This window comes from Gemmatimonas sp. (assembly GCF_044376735.1).
GTDB lineage: Bacteria > Gemmatimonadota > Gemmatimonadetes > Gemmatimonadales > Gemmatimonadaceae > Gemmatimonas.
Genome location: NZ_JBILKJ010000034.1, coordinates 1 through 14,776, shown reverse-complemented (window position 1 = coordinate 14,776; position 14,776 = coordinate 1). Strand labels below are relative to the sequence as shown.

The 14,776-nt window shown below is 66.9% G+C and carries 13 protein-coding genes; 8 read left to right on the top strand and 5 right to left on the bottom strand.

The genetic code is table 11. The features are described from left to right. Nucleotides 1–2: 2 nt before the first annotated feature. Nucleotides 3–1,280 carry a sulfite dehydrogenase gene (gene soxC, locus ACIRA7_RS07525; protein ID WP_396220235.1) on the bottom strand — a complete coding sequence of 426 codons (1,278 nt, stop codon included), beginning with the start codon at nucleotides 1,278–1,280 and terminating at the stop codon, nucleotides 3–5. Nucleotides 1,281–1,403: 123 nt separating this feature from the next. On the opposite strand from soxC, the gene ACIRA7_RS07520 reads away from it, so the two are divergent. The 5 genes from ACIRA7_RS07520 to ACIRA7_RS07500 all read left to right on the top strand — a co-directional run bounded on the left by ACIRA7_RS07520 (nucleotide 1,404) and on the right by ACIRA7_RS07500 (nucleotide 7,693). Further along, complete coding sequence (locus tag ACIRA7_RS07520) at nucleotides 1,404–1,841, top strand: hypothetical protein (RefSeq protein WP_396220234.1); 438 nt, start codon at nucleotides 1,404–1,406, stop codon at nucleotides 1,839–1,841. A gap of 194 nt (nucleotides 1,842–2,035) precedes the next feature. Next, nucleotides 2,036–4,330, top strand: a complete 2,295-nt coding sequence (locus tag ACIRA7_RS07515) for a TonB-dependent receptor (protein WP_396220233.1) — start codon at nucleotides 2,036–2,038, stop codon at nucleotides 4,328–4,330. 10 nt (nucleotides 4,331–4,340) lie between these two features. Then, nucleotides 4,341–4,862 (top strand): TlpA disulfide reductase family protein, encoded by a 522-nt coding sequence (locus tag ACIRA7_RS07510; RefSeq protein ID WP_396220232.1) that lies wholly within the window; start codon nucleotides 4,341–4,343, stop codon nucleotides 4,860–4,862. A 36-nt stretch (nucleotides 4,863–4,898) separates the two neighbouring features. Further along, entirely contained in the window at nucleotides 4,899–6,218 is a 1,320-nt protein-coding gene (locus tag ACIRA7_RS07505; protein ID WP_396220231.1) for a hypothetical protein, read from the top strand. A 17-nt stretch (nucleotides 6,219–6,235) separates the two neighbouring features. Beyond that, complete coding sequence (locus tag ACIRA7_RS07500; protein WP_396220230.1) at nucleotides 6,236–7,693, top strand: sulfatase-like hydrolase/transferase; 1,458 nt, start codon at nucleotides 6,236–6,238, stop codon at nucleotides 7,691–7,693. A 30-nt stretch (nucleotides 7,694–7,723) separates the two neighbouring features. Here the strand turns inward: ACIRA7_RS07500 and ACIRA7_RS07495 are convergent, their stop codons facing one another. Next, the gene (locus ACIRA7_RS07495) at nucleotides 7,724–8,314 is read right to left on the bottom strand and encodes a DUF2911 domain-containing protein (RefSeq protein WP_396220229.1); all 591 of its coding nucleotides are present in this window, start codon (nucleotides 8,312–8,314) and stop codon (nucleotides 7,724–7,726) included. Nucleotides 8,315–8,464: 150 nt separating this feature from the next. On the opposite strand from ACIRA7_RS07495, the gene ppsA reads away from it, so the two are divergent. Together ppsA and ACIRA7_RS07485 are read left to right on the top strand one after the other, a co-directional pair. Further along, entirely contained in the window at nucleotides 8,465–10,879 is a 2,415-nt protein-coding gene (gene ppsA / locus ACIRA7_RS07490) for a phosphoenolpyruvate synthase (protein ID WP_396220228.1), read from the top strand. Further along, nucleotides 10,860–11,618: an SDR family NAD(P)-dependent oxidoreductase gene (locus ACIRA7_RS07485; RefSeq protein WP_396220227.1), complete on the top strand. Its 759-nt coding sequence runs from the start codon at nucleotides 10,860–10,862 to the stop codon at nucleotides 11,616–11,618. Before ppsA ends, ACIRA7_RS07485 begins: the two co-directional genes overlap by 20 nt. A gap of 21 nt (nucleotides 11,619–11,639) precedes the next feature. Here ACIRA7_RS07485 and ACIRA7_RS07480 read toward each other — a convergent pair whose 3' ends face one another. The 3 genes from ACIRA7_RS07480 to ACIRA7_RS07470 all read right to left on the bottom strand — a co-directional run bounded on the left by ACIRA7_RS07480 (nucleotide 11,640) and on the right by ACIRA7_RS07470 (nucleotide 14,178). Continuing rightward, nucleotides 11,640–13,250, bottom strand: a complete 1,611-nt coding sequence (locus ACIRA7_RS07480; protein WP_396220226.1) for an SDR family oxidoreductase — start codon at nucleotides 13,248–13,250, stop codon at nucleotides 11,640–11,642. An 87-nt stretch (nucleotides 13,251–13,337) separates the two neighbouring features. Beyond that, complete coding sequence (locus ACIRA7_RS07475) at nucleotides 13,338–13,772, bottom strand: glyoxalase/bleomycin resistance/dioxygenase family protein (RefSeq protein WP_396220225.1); 435 nt, start codon at nucleotides 13,770–13,772, stop codon at nucleotides 13,338–13,340. Between the two features lies 1 nt (nucleotide 13,773). Continuing rightward, nucleotides 13,774–14,178, bottom strand: a complete 405-nt coding sequence (locus tag ACIRA7_RS07470) for a hypothetical protein (RefSeq protein WP_396220224.1) — start codon at nucleotides 14,176–14,178, stop codon at nucleotides 13,774–13,776. Between the two features lie 237 nt (nucleotides 14,179–14,415). Between ACIRA7_RS07470 and ACIRA7_RS07465 the strand changes: the two genes are divergently transcribed. Then, nucleotides 14,416–14,574 (top strand): hypothetical protein, encoded by a 159-nt coding sequence (locus ACIRA7_RS07465; RefSeq protein ID WP_396220223.1) that lies wholly within the window; start codon nucleotides 14,416–14,418, stop codon nucleotides 14,572–14,574. Nucleotides 14,575–14,776 lie beyond the last annotated feature (202 nt).

Sequence of the window (14,776 nt, the reverse complement as noted above, 5' to 3'; positions counted from 1 at the left end):
GATCAGGTCTCTCCGTGGAAGGTGACGGCACCGCTGCGATCGACCTTCCAGCCGATGATCTGATTGTAGTGGTAGTCGGTGTACTCGCCGCGCTCGGCGACCATCGCAGTGCGCGTGGGCTGCACGTAGCCGGCGCTATCGGTGGCGCGACTCAGCAGCGTCGCCTCGGCGCCTTGCCAGTTCCACATGTACTGGAAACGCACGGTGGATTTGGGCTGCGGCGTGTTCAGCAACTCGGCATCGTGCCACGTCGTGCCGCCATCGACGCTCACTTCGACGCGCGTAATGCGACCGCGTCCACTCCACGCAAGGCCGTTCACACTGCGCCATCCGTGTGATGGGATGGTGTTGGGATAGCAGGGCGACGTGATCACCGACTTGGCGTCGATCTCGAAGGTGAAGATGCGCGCCGTGCCATCGGGCAGCGGGTCGGTGTACTTCGACGTTTCCCACCGCGTCATCCACGGCTTCGTGCCAAGCTCCAGTCGGCGCAGCCATTTCACATTGCTGTTGCCTTCGAACCCGGGCAGCAGGAGACGCATGGGGTAGCCCTGCGCCGGGCGCAGCGGCTCGCCGTTCTGCGCCCACACGATCATGGCATCGTCCCACGCTTTCGCGATCGGGATGGAGCGGGCCAGCTTGCACGCATCGCCACCTTCGGCAAGGAACCAGGTGGCGTCGGGCTTCACCCCCACTTCGCGAAAGAGCGTGGCCAGCGGCACACCGGTCCACTCCGAGGTGCTGAACAAGCCGGCGAGCGGTTGCGGCGTGGTGTCGGGTTTCGGGTCGCGGTAGCCGGCGCCGCCGTTGCCCGAGCACTCGATGAAATACGTGCGGGTGATCTGCGGAAAGCGCTTGATGTCGTCCACCGTGAAGGACATCGGACGATCCACGAGCCCGTGAATCGTGAGCGTGTGCCGCTCGGGGTCGAGCGTGGGAATGCCGGCGTGGTGCCGCTCGAAGTGCAGGTCACTCGGCGTGATCGTGCCGGTGAGATCCTGCAGCGGGGTGCGCGAACTGCCAACCGGCGTGCCGTTGGGGATGCGCGTGGGGGCGAAGTACTCCGAGCGCGCCCCCAGCGCCGCCGTGGGCGCACCGGGCATCTTGGTGGCATCGAGGGGGGCCACCGGGCGCGGCGGCGGAGGAGCAGGCGCGGCGCCCGCCGCGGCAGGGGCGGCCGCCCCCTGTCCATCGGCGGCGAGCGGGAGTCCAGCGAGGGCGGCACCGCCGAGGAATCCAGCGGCGCCCGCGAGCAAGTCACGGCGGGAGAGATCGGTCATCGGGCTAAACTACTGCCCGGTTGCGATCTCGGCTTGCGCATGACGCGAGGGGCGGTCGTGGGCAACCCCGGCAATCGGGACCGATCTTCCACAGCGTGTCGGTGTGAAGTACCGTTGAGCGGTATGCGGCATCCCATCTGGTACCGAGTCTTGATCAGCCTCTGGGCGGTCTGGTTCTCGACTGCGCTCATCGAGCCAGCCGGATTCTTTGCCTGTGCCATGCATTCGGGGATGCCGGCCACGACGGCGGCGCCCGTACAGGTCGCGACGAGCGCGGCCCATCACGAGCACGCGGCCCACACGGCGAGCACCGAGCCGTCAGCGAGCGCACCCGGCGCGCAGACCGCCGACCCCGAGCACGACGGGCATTCGTGCTGCACCTGCCTGGGGCAGTGCTCCACCATGACCGCGGCCGTGCTCCAGCAGGCCGACGTGACCATCGCGGTGTACCTCTCGCACCAAGCGAGCGCAGCCGCGGCCGTGACCCTGTCGCACATCCCGCTGCGGCCAGCGCACGCGCTGCCCTTCGCGAACGGCCCGCCGACCCCGGTACGCGCCTAGGGCCTCCCCGGCCCGCCGTACCCGCTCGTCCCTGACGCATTCGACGCTACGCGACTGGCCCCCTCGGGGGCCGGCCGCGTGGGTCGCCCTTTCGCGTGATTCCCGACTGCTCCCGCACAGCGATCGCCCTTGGCGTGTCGTGGTGATGGTTCGAGCGCGGGGAGAATGCACGTGCTCTCATCCCGATCCCGTTTATGAAGCTCGTTACCCTGCTCGGCGCCCTGCTGGTCGCCGGCACCGCCCGTGCGCAGACCCAGCCGACCAAGCCCGTGGGCAAGGACTCCACCGGCCGAGACAGCGCGACCACCCTCGGCGGCCTCCGCGTGACCGCCGACCGCGATACGCGCCCCGCACTCACCCGCCTCACGATGCCGGTGAGCGCCAGCATCACGGCCACGCGCGTGGAAGAAACCGTGAACATGATGGACACACCGGACGCGGTGAAGTACTTGCCCAGCCTGTTCATCCGCAAGCGAAACAACGGCGACACCCAAGCCGTGATGGGTACGCGCGTGTGGGGGGTGAGTTCCAGCGCACGCAGTCTGGTGTTCGCCGATGGCGTTCCCCTCTCAGCGCTGATTGCCAACAACAACACGATCGGCGGACCACGGTGGGGCCTGGTGGCCCCCGAAGAGATCGAGCGCGTCGACATGATGTACGGCCCGTTCTCGGCGGCGTATCCCGGGAATTCGATGGGCGCGGTCATGGAGATCACCACCAAGCTTCCGGAAAAGTTCGAAGGCAGTATCGCGCAGACGCAGTCGCTGATGCCGTTCGATCTGTATGGCACGAATAGCACGTACGGCACGTCGCAAACGTCGGCGCGAGTGGCCAACCGGTTCGGCAAGTTGACGGTGTCGCTCAGTGGCAACTATCAGGACAGCAAGAGCCAGCCGCTCTCGTACGTCACCAGCGCCACGTTCCCGGCCAACACGACCGGCGGATTCGCGGCGAAGAATCGCGTGGATGCAGCCGCCAACGTATTGGGCGCGACCGGACTGTTGCAGACGCAAATGACGAACGCGAAAATCAAGGTCTCGTACGATTTTACGCCGACCATCCGTGCCGCCTACACGTACGGTTTCTGGCAGAATGACGCCGACTCCGGCGTCGACAGCTATCTCAACCGCGCCGGCGCGCCAACGTTCGCCGGACTGGCCGGCTTCGCGAGCGGCAACTACGGACTGCTGCAGCAGCACAACGCGCAGAGCCTCTCGGTGCGCACCGACACCAAGCGAGACTGGGATTTCGAGGTGATCGGCACCAGCTACGGCATGGACACCGACCGCCAGCGCTTTCCGACATCGGCGTCGGCCGCGACACCGACGTTTGGCGATGCCGGGCGCGTGGCGGTGCTCTCGGGTACCGAGTGGCGTACGGCCGATGTGAAGGCCTCGTGGCACAAGGGGGGTACGCTGGCCGCACACACCGTCAGCTTCGGTGCGCACGTGGACCAGTACAATCTCGCGAACTCCACGTTCAACACGGCGAATTGGACCGTCGCCAACCCGGTGTTGGGGACCGTGGCATCACAAGGCGATGGCAAGACCCGCACGTCGGCGCTGTGGGTGCAGGATCACTGGCGCCTCTCGCCCACCCTCCGGCTGACAGTTGGTGGTCGCTACGAGCAGTGGCGGGCCTTTGACGGTCTGAACGTGAACGGCACGACGCGCGTGACGCAGCCGGTAGTCAATGCCACGCGTTTCTCGCCCAAGGCGACGCTCGGGTGGAACATCGCTCCCGCGTGGACGCTGACGGGCTCGGTGGGCAAGGCCTATCGGTTTGCCACGGCGGCCGAGTTGTTTCAGCTCGTGACGACAGGCGTCACCTTCACGGCGCCGAATCCGAATCTCAAGCCGGATAACGTGCTGGCGAGCGAACTGCGCATCGAGCGTACGTTTGCGCGCAGTCGCGTGCAGCTTGCCCTGTTCAACGACGATGTACGCGATGCGATCATCTCGCAGTTCCAGCCACTCGTCCCGGGATCACAGACGCTCTACTCGTTCATCTCCAACGTGGATCGCGTACGCGCGCGCGGCGCTGAACTGGTGCTGTCCGAACACGATGTGCTGGTTCGCGGCCTCGAGCTGTCGGGCAGTGCCACGTACCTGGACGCCCGTACACTGGCCACCTCGGGGCGTGCCAGCGCCACCGCAGCAGCGGACGCCGCGATCGGCAAGCAGTTGCCGAATATTCCGGAATGGCGGGCAAACTTCATTGCGACGTATCGCCCGGCGGCCAAGCTCGCGATCTCGGTGGGTGGCCGATACAGCGACGCCGTGTTCGCGACGCTCGACAACGTGGACGTTAACCCCAATGTGTTTCAGGGCTTCAGCGGCTGGTTCGTGGCCGACGCGCATGTGAACTATCGGTTGGGTACGCACTTGTCAGCCTCCGTCGGCGCCGACAATCTGTTGAACCGGAAGTACTTCGTGTTTCATCCGTTTCCCCAGCGCACGTATTCCAGCACGCTGAAGTACACCTTCTAGGATTCCAACCATGACGACCTTCGTACGCGCGGGACTGATCGCGCTGTTGGCCGGTGTGTCACTCTCGGCGTGCGAACGTCGCACCGCACCGCGCGCACCGGCGCTCGGTGCCGCGGCGCCGGCGTTCACCGCCATGACGCTGGAGGGCACGCCAGTCACCCTGGCCGCGCTCTCGGGCAGCGTGGTGGTGCTGAACGTGTGGGCCACGTGGTGCATTCCCTGTCGTGAAGAGATTCCGCAGCTGGAGGCCCTGCACCGCCAGTATGGCGCGCAGGGACTCAAGACGATCGGCGTGAGCATCGACGCCGCCGGCATGGGCGCTGACGTGCGCGACTTCGCCACGGAACAGGGTATGACGTATCCGATCTGGCTCGATCCCGATCATCAGTTCTCACTCAAGTTTCTCACCGTCGGCGTGCCCGAGACGTTCGTGATCGACCGCGCTGGCGTGATTCGCTTTCGCATGATCGGCGCGTTCCGACGCGGCGACACGACCCTCGCCGCCGCCGTGCGGCGCGCGATGGCATCCTGAATGACGGTCCTCGCGCAGACTCCAACCCCTCGAACGATGATCGCTCTTCGATTCGTCCGCGCCGCCACGATCGGCGCGTTGCTACTCACGAGCACGACGTTGCCGGCGCAGACGTCGGTCACGACCCTCTCGGTACCCGATCGTACGGGGGCAAATCCTACCGTGGCTGCGAGCGGCGCGTTTGTCGCCGTCGCGTTCTCGGCCGCTACGATTTCGTCGATGGACATCTTCGTAGCCACCAGCATCAACGGCGGCGCTACCTTCGGCGCTCCAGTGCAGGTGAATCGCGTGGCCGGCGAGGCGCGCGTGAGCGGCGAGGAACCGCCGCGCATCGCGCTGGTGCCGCGTCGCGGTGCCACGCCGGAGATAGTGATTGTATGGACGGCCAAGGCCGGCACGACGTGGAAGCTGCTGAGTGCGCGATCGCTCGACGGGGGCCGTACCTACTCGGCCAGCACGCCGGTGCCCGGCAGCGACAGTGAAGGGTCACGCGGATGGGAGTCGGTCGCGGTGGACGCCACCGGCCGCGTGTCGGTGCTGTGGCTCGACCATCGCGATCTCATCGCCGCCGATGGGGCGCATCAGCATAGCGCGGCATCGGCGCGTGGTGCGACGCCGGCACCGATGGTGATGCCCACGGGTGACCCCACCGAGCGCGCGGCGCTGTCGCAGCTGATGTTCGCGTCGCTGCCCGCTGGCGCCGGCCGCGCCACCACGTTGTCCGTTGCGCGCAGCGTCTGCTATTGCTGCAAAACCGCGCTGGCCGTGGCGGGTGATGCCGTGTACGCGGCATGGCGTCACGTATATCCCAGTGGAGAGCGCGACATCGCCTTCACGATGTCAACCAATCGCGGTCGCACTTTTGCCACACCGCTGCGCGTGAGCGACGACCACTGGAAGCTCGACGGCTGCCCGGATAACGGGCCGGCCATGGCCATCGACGCGTCGCAGCGCGCGCACGTAGTGTGGCCAACTACCGCCGAGGGCCAGAACGCCACAGCGAAAGATGCCATGGCGTTGTCGATCTACTACGCGGTGTCGCGCGACGGCAAGTCGTTCACCCCCCGCACGCGGGTGCCCACGCGTGGGCCGGCGTCGCATCCGCAAATCGTCATGCTGCCGAACGGCGCGTCACTGGTGGCGTGGGATGAGGTCATCGACGGCACGCGTCGCGTTGGGCTCGCCCGCGCCACGGTGAACGCGGCCGGCGCCGTCAGCTTCACACCGGTCGCGGCGCCCGACGCCGGCGCGGGCCAGTGGTACCCGGCGTTGGCCGCCTCGTCGAATGGTGCGGTGATCACTTGGGTGCGTCAGCTCGAGAAGGGGAGCACGGTCGCAGTAGCGGTGGTGCGCTGAGCGACCCACCTTGGGGCATGCCTCCCACTCCCCCGGTCCGTTCGTGGTCGCGCCTCGCCCGCTGCACGCGCGCCGTCCTTACCGCCGTCGCCTTCGGTACGACGGCCTTCGGCACGAGTGCCTGCAGCACGCCGCCGCGGTCGTCCGCAGCGGCCCTCCCCCCGAACATCGTGATCCTGCTCGCCGACGACCTCGGCATCGGGGAAGTCGGCGCGTGGGGACAGCAGGAGATCACGACGCCGCAGATCGACCGGCTCGCGCGCGAGGGGCTGCGCTTCACGGAGTTCCGCTCCAGCGCGGCCGTGTGTGGGCCGGCGCGCTGTTCGCTCATGACGGGGCTGCACAACGGCACCTGCCGTCTCGACGACAACGACAATGATTTTCTGCGCGCGGCCGACGTGACGCTGGCCGAGCGCCTGCACGACGCCGGCTATGTGACCGGGTTGTTCGGCAAGTGGGGACTGAGCTGGGACAGCGAGCCGGAAAGCTGGCCAAATGCGCAGGGTTTCGACGAGTTCTTCGGATATCGCGACCAGGTGCACGCGCACAATTTCTATCCGGAATGGCTGCTGAGCGGCACCGACTCCGTGCGCACGCGCAACGTCGTGCCGAAGGCCGGGCGCATGGGGGCCGGACGCGCGACCACGCGTCTCGACTACGCGCCCACGCTGATCCGCGATCGCGCCTTCCGCTTCGTGCGCTCGCATCGCGATCGGCCGTTCTTCCTGTACTGGGCCACGAATCTCCCGCACATCAACAACGAAGGCAGCCCCGGTCAGGCCGACGGCGGCTACGAGATTCCGTCGCTGGGCGCGTACGCCTCCAAGCCCTGGCCCGAAGCAAAAAAGAGCTATGCGGCGCAAGTGTCGCGACTCGACGAGGACCTCGGCGGTCTCCGCTCGCTGCTGGATTCCCTCGGCATCGCCGAGCGCACACTCATCGTATTTCTTTCCGACAACGGCGCCACCTTCCTGCGTCGCGCGAACGATGGCGGTACCGATACCGTAGGCCGATGGTTCAACGGCACCATGAACTATCGCGGCTTCAAGGGCGACTTGTACGACGGCGGGCTGCGCGTGCCGAGCGTGGTGTACTGGCCGGGCCGCACCACCGCAGGGAGCACGTCAGCCAGCCGCGTAGACTTCACCGACCTGCACGCCACGCTCGTCGAGGCGGCTGGGCGTACGCCCCCGCGCGACATCAGTGGCCGGTCATTCCTGCCGGCGCTCACCGGCACGGGGACGATGTCGCTCCGCCCGTACCAGGTGTGGTACTCGCCCGACCGCGTGCAGTCGGCGGTGCTCGAAGGCGCCTGGAAGGGCGTGTGGCACCGCGACACCATGCAATTGTTCAATCTTCAAGCAGATCCCGGCGAGCGGACCGATGTAGTGGCGCGTGAGCCGCGAATCGCTGCGCGCCTCGACTCGCTACGGCGCCTCGAGGACCGTCGCCGGGTGCATCCCACGCCACGGTGAACCGGGCGTGAGATGCGCCGTGGCGCTCGCTTAGCGCACCACCCACTCGGTCGTCAGCAGCACCGTGTCCCATCCGATGCGTAGCTCACCGCGCTGTGCACCGGGTGCGGTCGACGGCACGAGCCAGATCGAAAGGCTTTCCATCGGCGTCGCGATCGTGCTCTGACGCAACTCGATGCGCGCCGCATCCTTTTTGGCGTCGTACGGGGTCACGCCCACCGACGCCGCGCCGGTGGTTTCGGCCTGCAGGATCAAGGTCCATCCGGTGCGGGCCGGTAGCACCTGCGCCACGTAGCGCCCCTTGGGCACGTCCTTGCCGCCGATGGTCAGGTCCACATCGGTGGTGAACAGCGTGGCCGCGTTCGCACCGAGACGCCACACCGTGCCGAACGGCACGAGGCTGTCCGTGTTGATCTTCCGGCCACGCAGGTGCGGCTGGCCGTAGTCGATGCGCATGAGGGCCGGCTTGCCGGCCGCGCGCTGCGCTGCCGTATCGACCAGCGTAAGGGACACTTCCGTGATCGCGCGCGTGCTGGGCGCGGCGCGACGGGCACCGGCCTGAGCCGCAAGCGGAGCCGCGAGCAGCGCGGACAGGGCGAGAGTGGAAAACAGGACGTTCATGGGGAGGGGCGGGAGAGAGGACGGGCCGACGACTGCTCAACTCTACGCAGCGTGCCCGCCGTGCGCGACACCACCCCGTGTCAGGGAATGCCCTCTCGATCAGTTCGGACCTGATCGCGAATACTTCCCTGTCCCTGGAATTGAGGTGTCATGCTCCGCTGGTTCGAAGACATTGCGCGCACCGACGTGCCGAGCGTTGGCGGGAAGACCGCCTCGCTGGGCGAGATGATCCGCAACCTCGGCAGCGCGGGCATCCGCGTACCGGGGGGATTCGCGATCACCGCCGACGCGTACCGGCATTTCCTCACCCACAATGGGCTCGAGCCCCTCATGCAGGCGGAGCTCGCCCGCCTCGACGCCGGGGCTCCGCTGGCCGAGGTGGGGCGGACCATCCGTACCGCGATCGCCGCGGGCGCCCTCCCCGACGCGCTGGCGACAGCGATTCGCGCCGCCTACGTCGAACTGAATCGACGCGGCGGCCTCGACAACGTGCCGGTCGCCGTGCGAAGCTCGGCCACGGCCGAGGATCTCCCCGATGCGAGCTTCGCGGGGCAGCAGGAGACGTTCCTGAACGTCATCGGGGCGGACGCCCTGCTCGACGCCGTACGTCGCTGCTTCGCCTCACTCTATACCGATCGCGCCATCACGTATCGGGCCCTGCACGGCTATCCCCCTCTCAAGGTGGCGCTCTCCGTCGCCGTGCAGCGCATGGTGCGCTCGGATCGGGGAGCGGCCGGTGTGGCGTTCACGCTCGATACCGAGACGGGCTTCCGCAATCTCGTGGTCATCAACGGCGCCTTCGGTCTGGGCGAGAACGTCGTGAAAGGGACCGTCACCCCCGATGAGTGGCGCGTATTCAAACCGCTGCTCAATGACGCCACGGTGACTCCGATTCTCGACCGCACGATCGGCTCCAAGCTCATCAAGATGGTGCTCGACGAGCACGGCACGCCGACGAACGTCGACACCAGTCCCGCCGAGCGTGCGAGTGCGGTGCTGGACAACGGCCAGGTACTCGCCCTGGCGCGCTGGTGTGCCACGATCGAAGCGCACTATGACATGCCGATGGACATCGAGTGGGCCATCGACGGCGAAACGCGCGAGATGTTCATCGTGCAAGCGCGACCGGAAACGGTGCGTGCCCGCGAGCGGGCGGCGGACTTCACCACGTTTACGCTCGATGGCACGGGTGACCCATTGGTGACGGGTGTGGCCGTCGGGCAGCGCATCACCAGCGGGCGGGTGTTCGTGCTAGGCAGCATGGCCGAGGCGGTGCGATTTGAGGACGGCGGTATCCTGGTGGCCCGCATGACCGATCCCGACTGGGTACCGCTCATGAAGCGCGCCTCGGCGATCGTGACCGACGCCGGGGGGCGCACCAGTCATGCCGCCATCGTGAGCCGCGAACTGGGCATCGCCGCCATCGTGGGCTGCGGCAATGCCACCACCGCGCTCGCCGACGGCAGCACGGTGACCGTGAGCTGCGCCGAGGGGCCGCAAGGGCGCGTGTATGCCGGCGCGATCCCGTGGCATGAGACGATCGTCGATCTCACCGCGCTGCCCCCCACGCGCACGCAGATCATGTTGAACGTGGCCGATCCCGAGGCCGCGATGCGATGGTGGCGGCTGCCCGCGCGCGGCGTCGGCCTGGCGCGCATCGAGTTCGTGATCGAACACATGGTGAAAGTGCATCCGATGGCGCTGCTCCACCCCGAGCAAGCCGACGCCGACGCGCGCGCGAAGATCGCCGCGCTCACCGCCGGGTGGGAACACGCCCCCGACTACTTCGTCGATCGTATGGCGGTGGGCGTCGGCGTGATCGCCGCGTCGCAGTGGCCGCATCCGGTGATCGTACGCTTCAGCGACTTCAAGACGAATGAATACGCGGGGCTGTTGGGCGGGCGCGCCTTCGAGCCGCACGAGGAGAACCCCATGCTCGGGTTCCGCGGCGCGTCCCGGTACTACAGCGACCGCTATCGCGAAGGCTTCGGACTCGAGTGCCAAGCCATTCGTCGCGTGCGCGAGCACCTTGGGCTGAAGAACGTCGTGGTCATGATTCCGTTCTGCCGCACGCTCGAGGAAGCCGACCTCGTGCTCGCCGAGATGGCCAAGCACGGGCTGGTTCGCGGCGACGCCGGACTCGAGATATACGTGATGGCCGAAATTCCCAGCAACGTCATTCTGGCGAAGGAGTTCGGTGTCCGCTTCGATGGCTTCAGCATCGGCAGCAACGATCTCACGCAACTCACCTTGGGCGTCGACCGCGACAATGCGCTGCTCACCGCGCTCTTCGACGAGCGCAATCCGGCGGTGTTGCGCTCCATTGAGCGCTTGATCGCCGACGCGCACGACGTCGGCTGCAAGGTCGGCATCTGCGGGCAGGCGCCGAGCGATCATCCGGAGTTTGCGGAGTTTCTGGTGAAGGCGGGGATCGACTCGATCTCACTCAATCCCGACAGTGTGGTCCCGGTGCTGACGCGGGTGTCGGCGCTGGAGCAGGACATGGCGAACGCCGCATCTCCGTCACTCTTTCCAGGAGTCCAATATGAGCATCCTGCCCGATAAGGTGGCGATCGTCACCGGCGGGGCGAACGGCATCGGCCGCGCGATCGCGATCCGCTTCGCCGCGGAAGGCGCGCGCGTCGTCGTGTCCGATCGAGACACGGCGCACGGCCAGGAGCTGGTGGGGAGCATCGTGGCGGCCGGCGGTCAGGCCGTCTTCGTACGGGCCGACGTGTCGATGGACCATGACATGGACCTGTTGTTCCGCCGCGCGCTCGACATCTACGGCGGCGTGCACATCATGGTCAACAACGCCGGGATCGAGGGCGCCAACGTCGCCATCGGCGAATACGACATCGCGGAGTTCGACCGGGTGATCGACGTGAACCTCCGCGGCGTGTTCCTCGGGATGCAAGCGGCGCTGAAGCACATGGCCACGTCCGGTGGTGGCGTGATCCTGAACATGTCGTCGGTAGCGGGACTCAAGGGCTTCGCCACGCTCGCTCCGTACACCGCCTCCAAGCACGCGGTGATCGGTCTCACCAAGGCGGCGGCGCTGGAGTACGCCGCACAGCACATTCGCGTCAACGCGATCTGCCCGGGTGCCGTGGTCACCGACATGATTCACCGCATCACGAAGAACGACCCGGCCGTCGAAGCGTCCTACGCCAAGCTGCAACCCATCGGCCGCATGGGCACGCCCGACGAGATCGCCGAGGTCGCCCTGTTCCTGTGCTCCGACGCGTCGAGTTTTCTCACCGGCGTGGCGCTGCCGGCCGACGGCGGCATCATGGCCGGGTAGTAACGCGCGCGCCGATCGAGGCTACCAGTCGGTCGGCGCGTAGTCCTTGAGGAACTGTCCCCACACGTGCGCACCGCTCGCCACACCCGCAATGATGGGATCGACGATGCGTGCCGCGCCGTCCACGATATCGAGCGGCGGGTGGAAGCGGTGGTTCTCCACCTTCCGCGCCGCAATCTCCGCCACGTCCTCGTCGGTCACCCAGCCGGTATCCACGCTGTTCATGTGGATGCCGTCCTGTTGATAGTCCGCCGCCGACGTGCGTGTCATCATGTTGAGCGCGGCCTTGGCCATGTTGGTGTGCGGATGCCGCGTCGTCTTGTTGTTGCGATAGAACTGCCCTTCCATCGCCGACACGTTCACGATGTGCTTGTCACGATTGTCCGTGCGCAGCATGAGCGGCTTGAGCCGCGCATTGATCAGGAACGGCGCGATCGCATTCACCAGTTGCACTTCCAGCAGCTCCACACTCGGCACTTCGTCCATGAGCAGGCGCCACGAGTTCCGCTCACGCAAATCGATCTGCTGCAGATCCTGATCGAGCTTGCCTGCCGGGAACAGCTGGTGCGCCACCAGCATGTCGTCAGGCACCAACGGCACTTGCGACAGCGCGGCGGCGTGCGTGATCCCCACGCGACCCAGCGCGGTACCGCTTTGCACCACGGCCGCACTGCTACCCGCATCGGGATCGGGAAGCAGCTGGGCACCGCGAAGCCCTTCGTACGCGCCCAGAATCTTGCGCGCCGCCTTCGATAGCGTGCTGGCGGCGGCCGACTCGCCGTCCATCATGTGCGCGTAGAACGCGGGCGGGCGGCGCACGGTCTGGCAGGCGTTGTTGATGATGAAATCCAGCCGCGACTCAGTATGCGTGATCTCACGACAAAACGCCTCGACGCTCGGCGTGTGTCGCAGGTCGAGCCCGAAGACCTCCAGACGATCGCTCCACGCGTCGAAATCCGGCTCCGCCGCGTAGCGCATGGCCGAGTCGCGGGGAAACCGCGTGGTCACCAGCAGACGCGCCCCGCAGCGCAGCAGCTTGAGCCCCGCCTGATACCCGATCTTCACGCGGCCACCCGACAGCAAGGCGGTGCGTCCGCTCAGGTCCACCAGCTCCGTGCGCTTGGCGAAATTGAAGTCACCGCACGAGAGACACATCTGATCGTAGAAGTGATGGATCGTGGTGAACTTCTGCTTGCAGATATAGCAATGCTGCGGCACGATCGCTTCGGGCGCGTCATCCTCGCGCGACGCATCGCTGGACGTGCCCGACGCCGCGTCGCCCAGCAGATACACATTGGGCGTGGTGAACACCGGCTTGCGGCGCAACTCGCGAATGCCCGTTTCCTGCAACACGCTATCGTCGCGACGGGCCGCGTCGAGCTTCCGCTGTTTGGTGGTGGCCTTCACCATCGAGCGGCGGGCGCGCGCATCCGGATGAAATACCTGACCCACCGCATCGAGGAAGCGCTGACGCTCCTCGAACGGCACGTGCACCAGCCGCGAACGATCCGCGATGACCTGCTCGAGCAGCGAGGTGGCGGCGCGAAGGTCATCGCGGAACGTGTCGGCGCTCGGGCCGGGGTCGCGGGGCGTATCGTCGGATGCGGTCACAGGATCACCATCCCGAAGCATACCGAGGTCGCTCGGGGGCCGCGACCCGGCCCGCGTTACCGAGGGGCCTTGACGGTCATGGCACGACGCTCGGGTTGGCGGTCGACATCACGGAGCGATACGATCGCCGTCAATGGGCTCACGCAACTGGATGATGTTCCCCTCGGGGTCATACGCATTGGTGATGCGAAAGCCGGGCCCCTCATACTGCGGGCCGAACACGCCGCCGCCCATGCTCGTGGCGTGGGCCGCTGCCTCCACAAAGCTCGCCACGCTGAAGAACGGTTTGATCGCGGTGTCCTCACGCAACACCGGCGGTGATGCGACGACGATGGTCTCGGCGATGTGCGCGGGGATCCGGTGCACGATCAGCTCGCACTGTAGCGAGCGCCCGTCGTACGAGCGCCCGTCGTACGACCGCAGCACCACCAACTCGTCGGAGGCATGCACCTCGGACATCGACAGCAGTACGCGATAGAACGAGGCCAACAACGCGAGATCCTTGGCATAGATCAGGGTGCCCGAACCTACCGCCGCCGGCATGCTAGCGCGCCTCGACGGAGTCGGGGACGACCGTGGCGCAGCCTCGCCACGTGGAGTCACCGCGCGTGAGCACGGCGCTGCCCGGATAGCGTCGCTCCGACGCCCCGTCACGGCACTCGCTGCGCTCAATCACCAACGTGAGCAGCGGGTCCGCGCCGAAGCGCTTACTGCGGTAGATCGCACGACCGTCGGCGTCGAAATCCGGTGGCGTGTACGGATAGAAGGCACTGTCGGCGCCCGGCCGGCTGAACTGCACGAGATCGGAGCGTACCTCCACCGACCAGACCGGCTCGGTCCCGCTGGCGACCGTCAGCACGACCGGCTCGGGGCGCTCGCGGCGACACGCGCCAAGGGAAAGGCCGGCAAGGGCCATCAGGATCAGGGATGCGGACAGGCGAAGGGACATGAAGGGAAGTCTACAGCGTGTCCGCGACGGCGCACGCTGGGACGTGGCGGTGGACCTTTCGCTCCGAAACAGGGGCGAGCCGTTTGTCACAGTCTGTGCCGGTGACGGCACTGCCATTTCCCGGTGCGGCTGCCGATACTGGACAGGAAGTGTCCCGTTTCCAGCCCTCAACACGCTTCACCCGGCACCCGACTCATGTGGAACGAACTCTGCGATGACGCCCACGAGGCGCACGCGATGAAGGTTATCAACCGCGCCATTCTCACGATCGCCGTGTGCTTCCTCACCTTCGGTGGGTTCGCCATGGCCACCCGCCTCGGCGCTGATGCACCGCCAAGCTCGGTCACCTACGGCAGCGAGCAGCCCCATCCGGACGCCGCCGTTTTCGGCGACTGATCTTCCGGTTTCAGGACTCCACGAATCCCCGCGCGGTGTGCTTGTGCACGTCGCGCGGGGATTCGTTCGTTGGCTATGGACCGCCGCGTGGCGCTGAGGCGTCGCGGCGAGGCGGCCGCGGCTTCGCCACATATAGCGTGTGCATCGGCCCCTTGGTGTCGTGGGCCCGCACGCGCAGCGTTTCCACCAGCAGTCCGCTGAC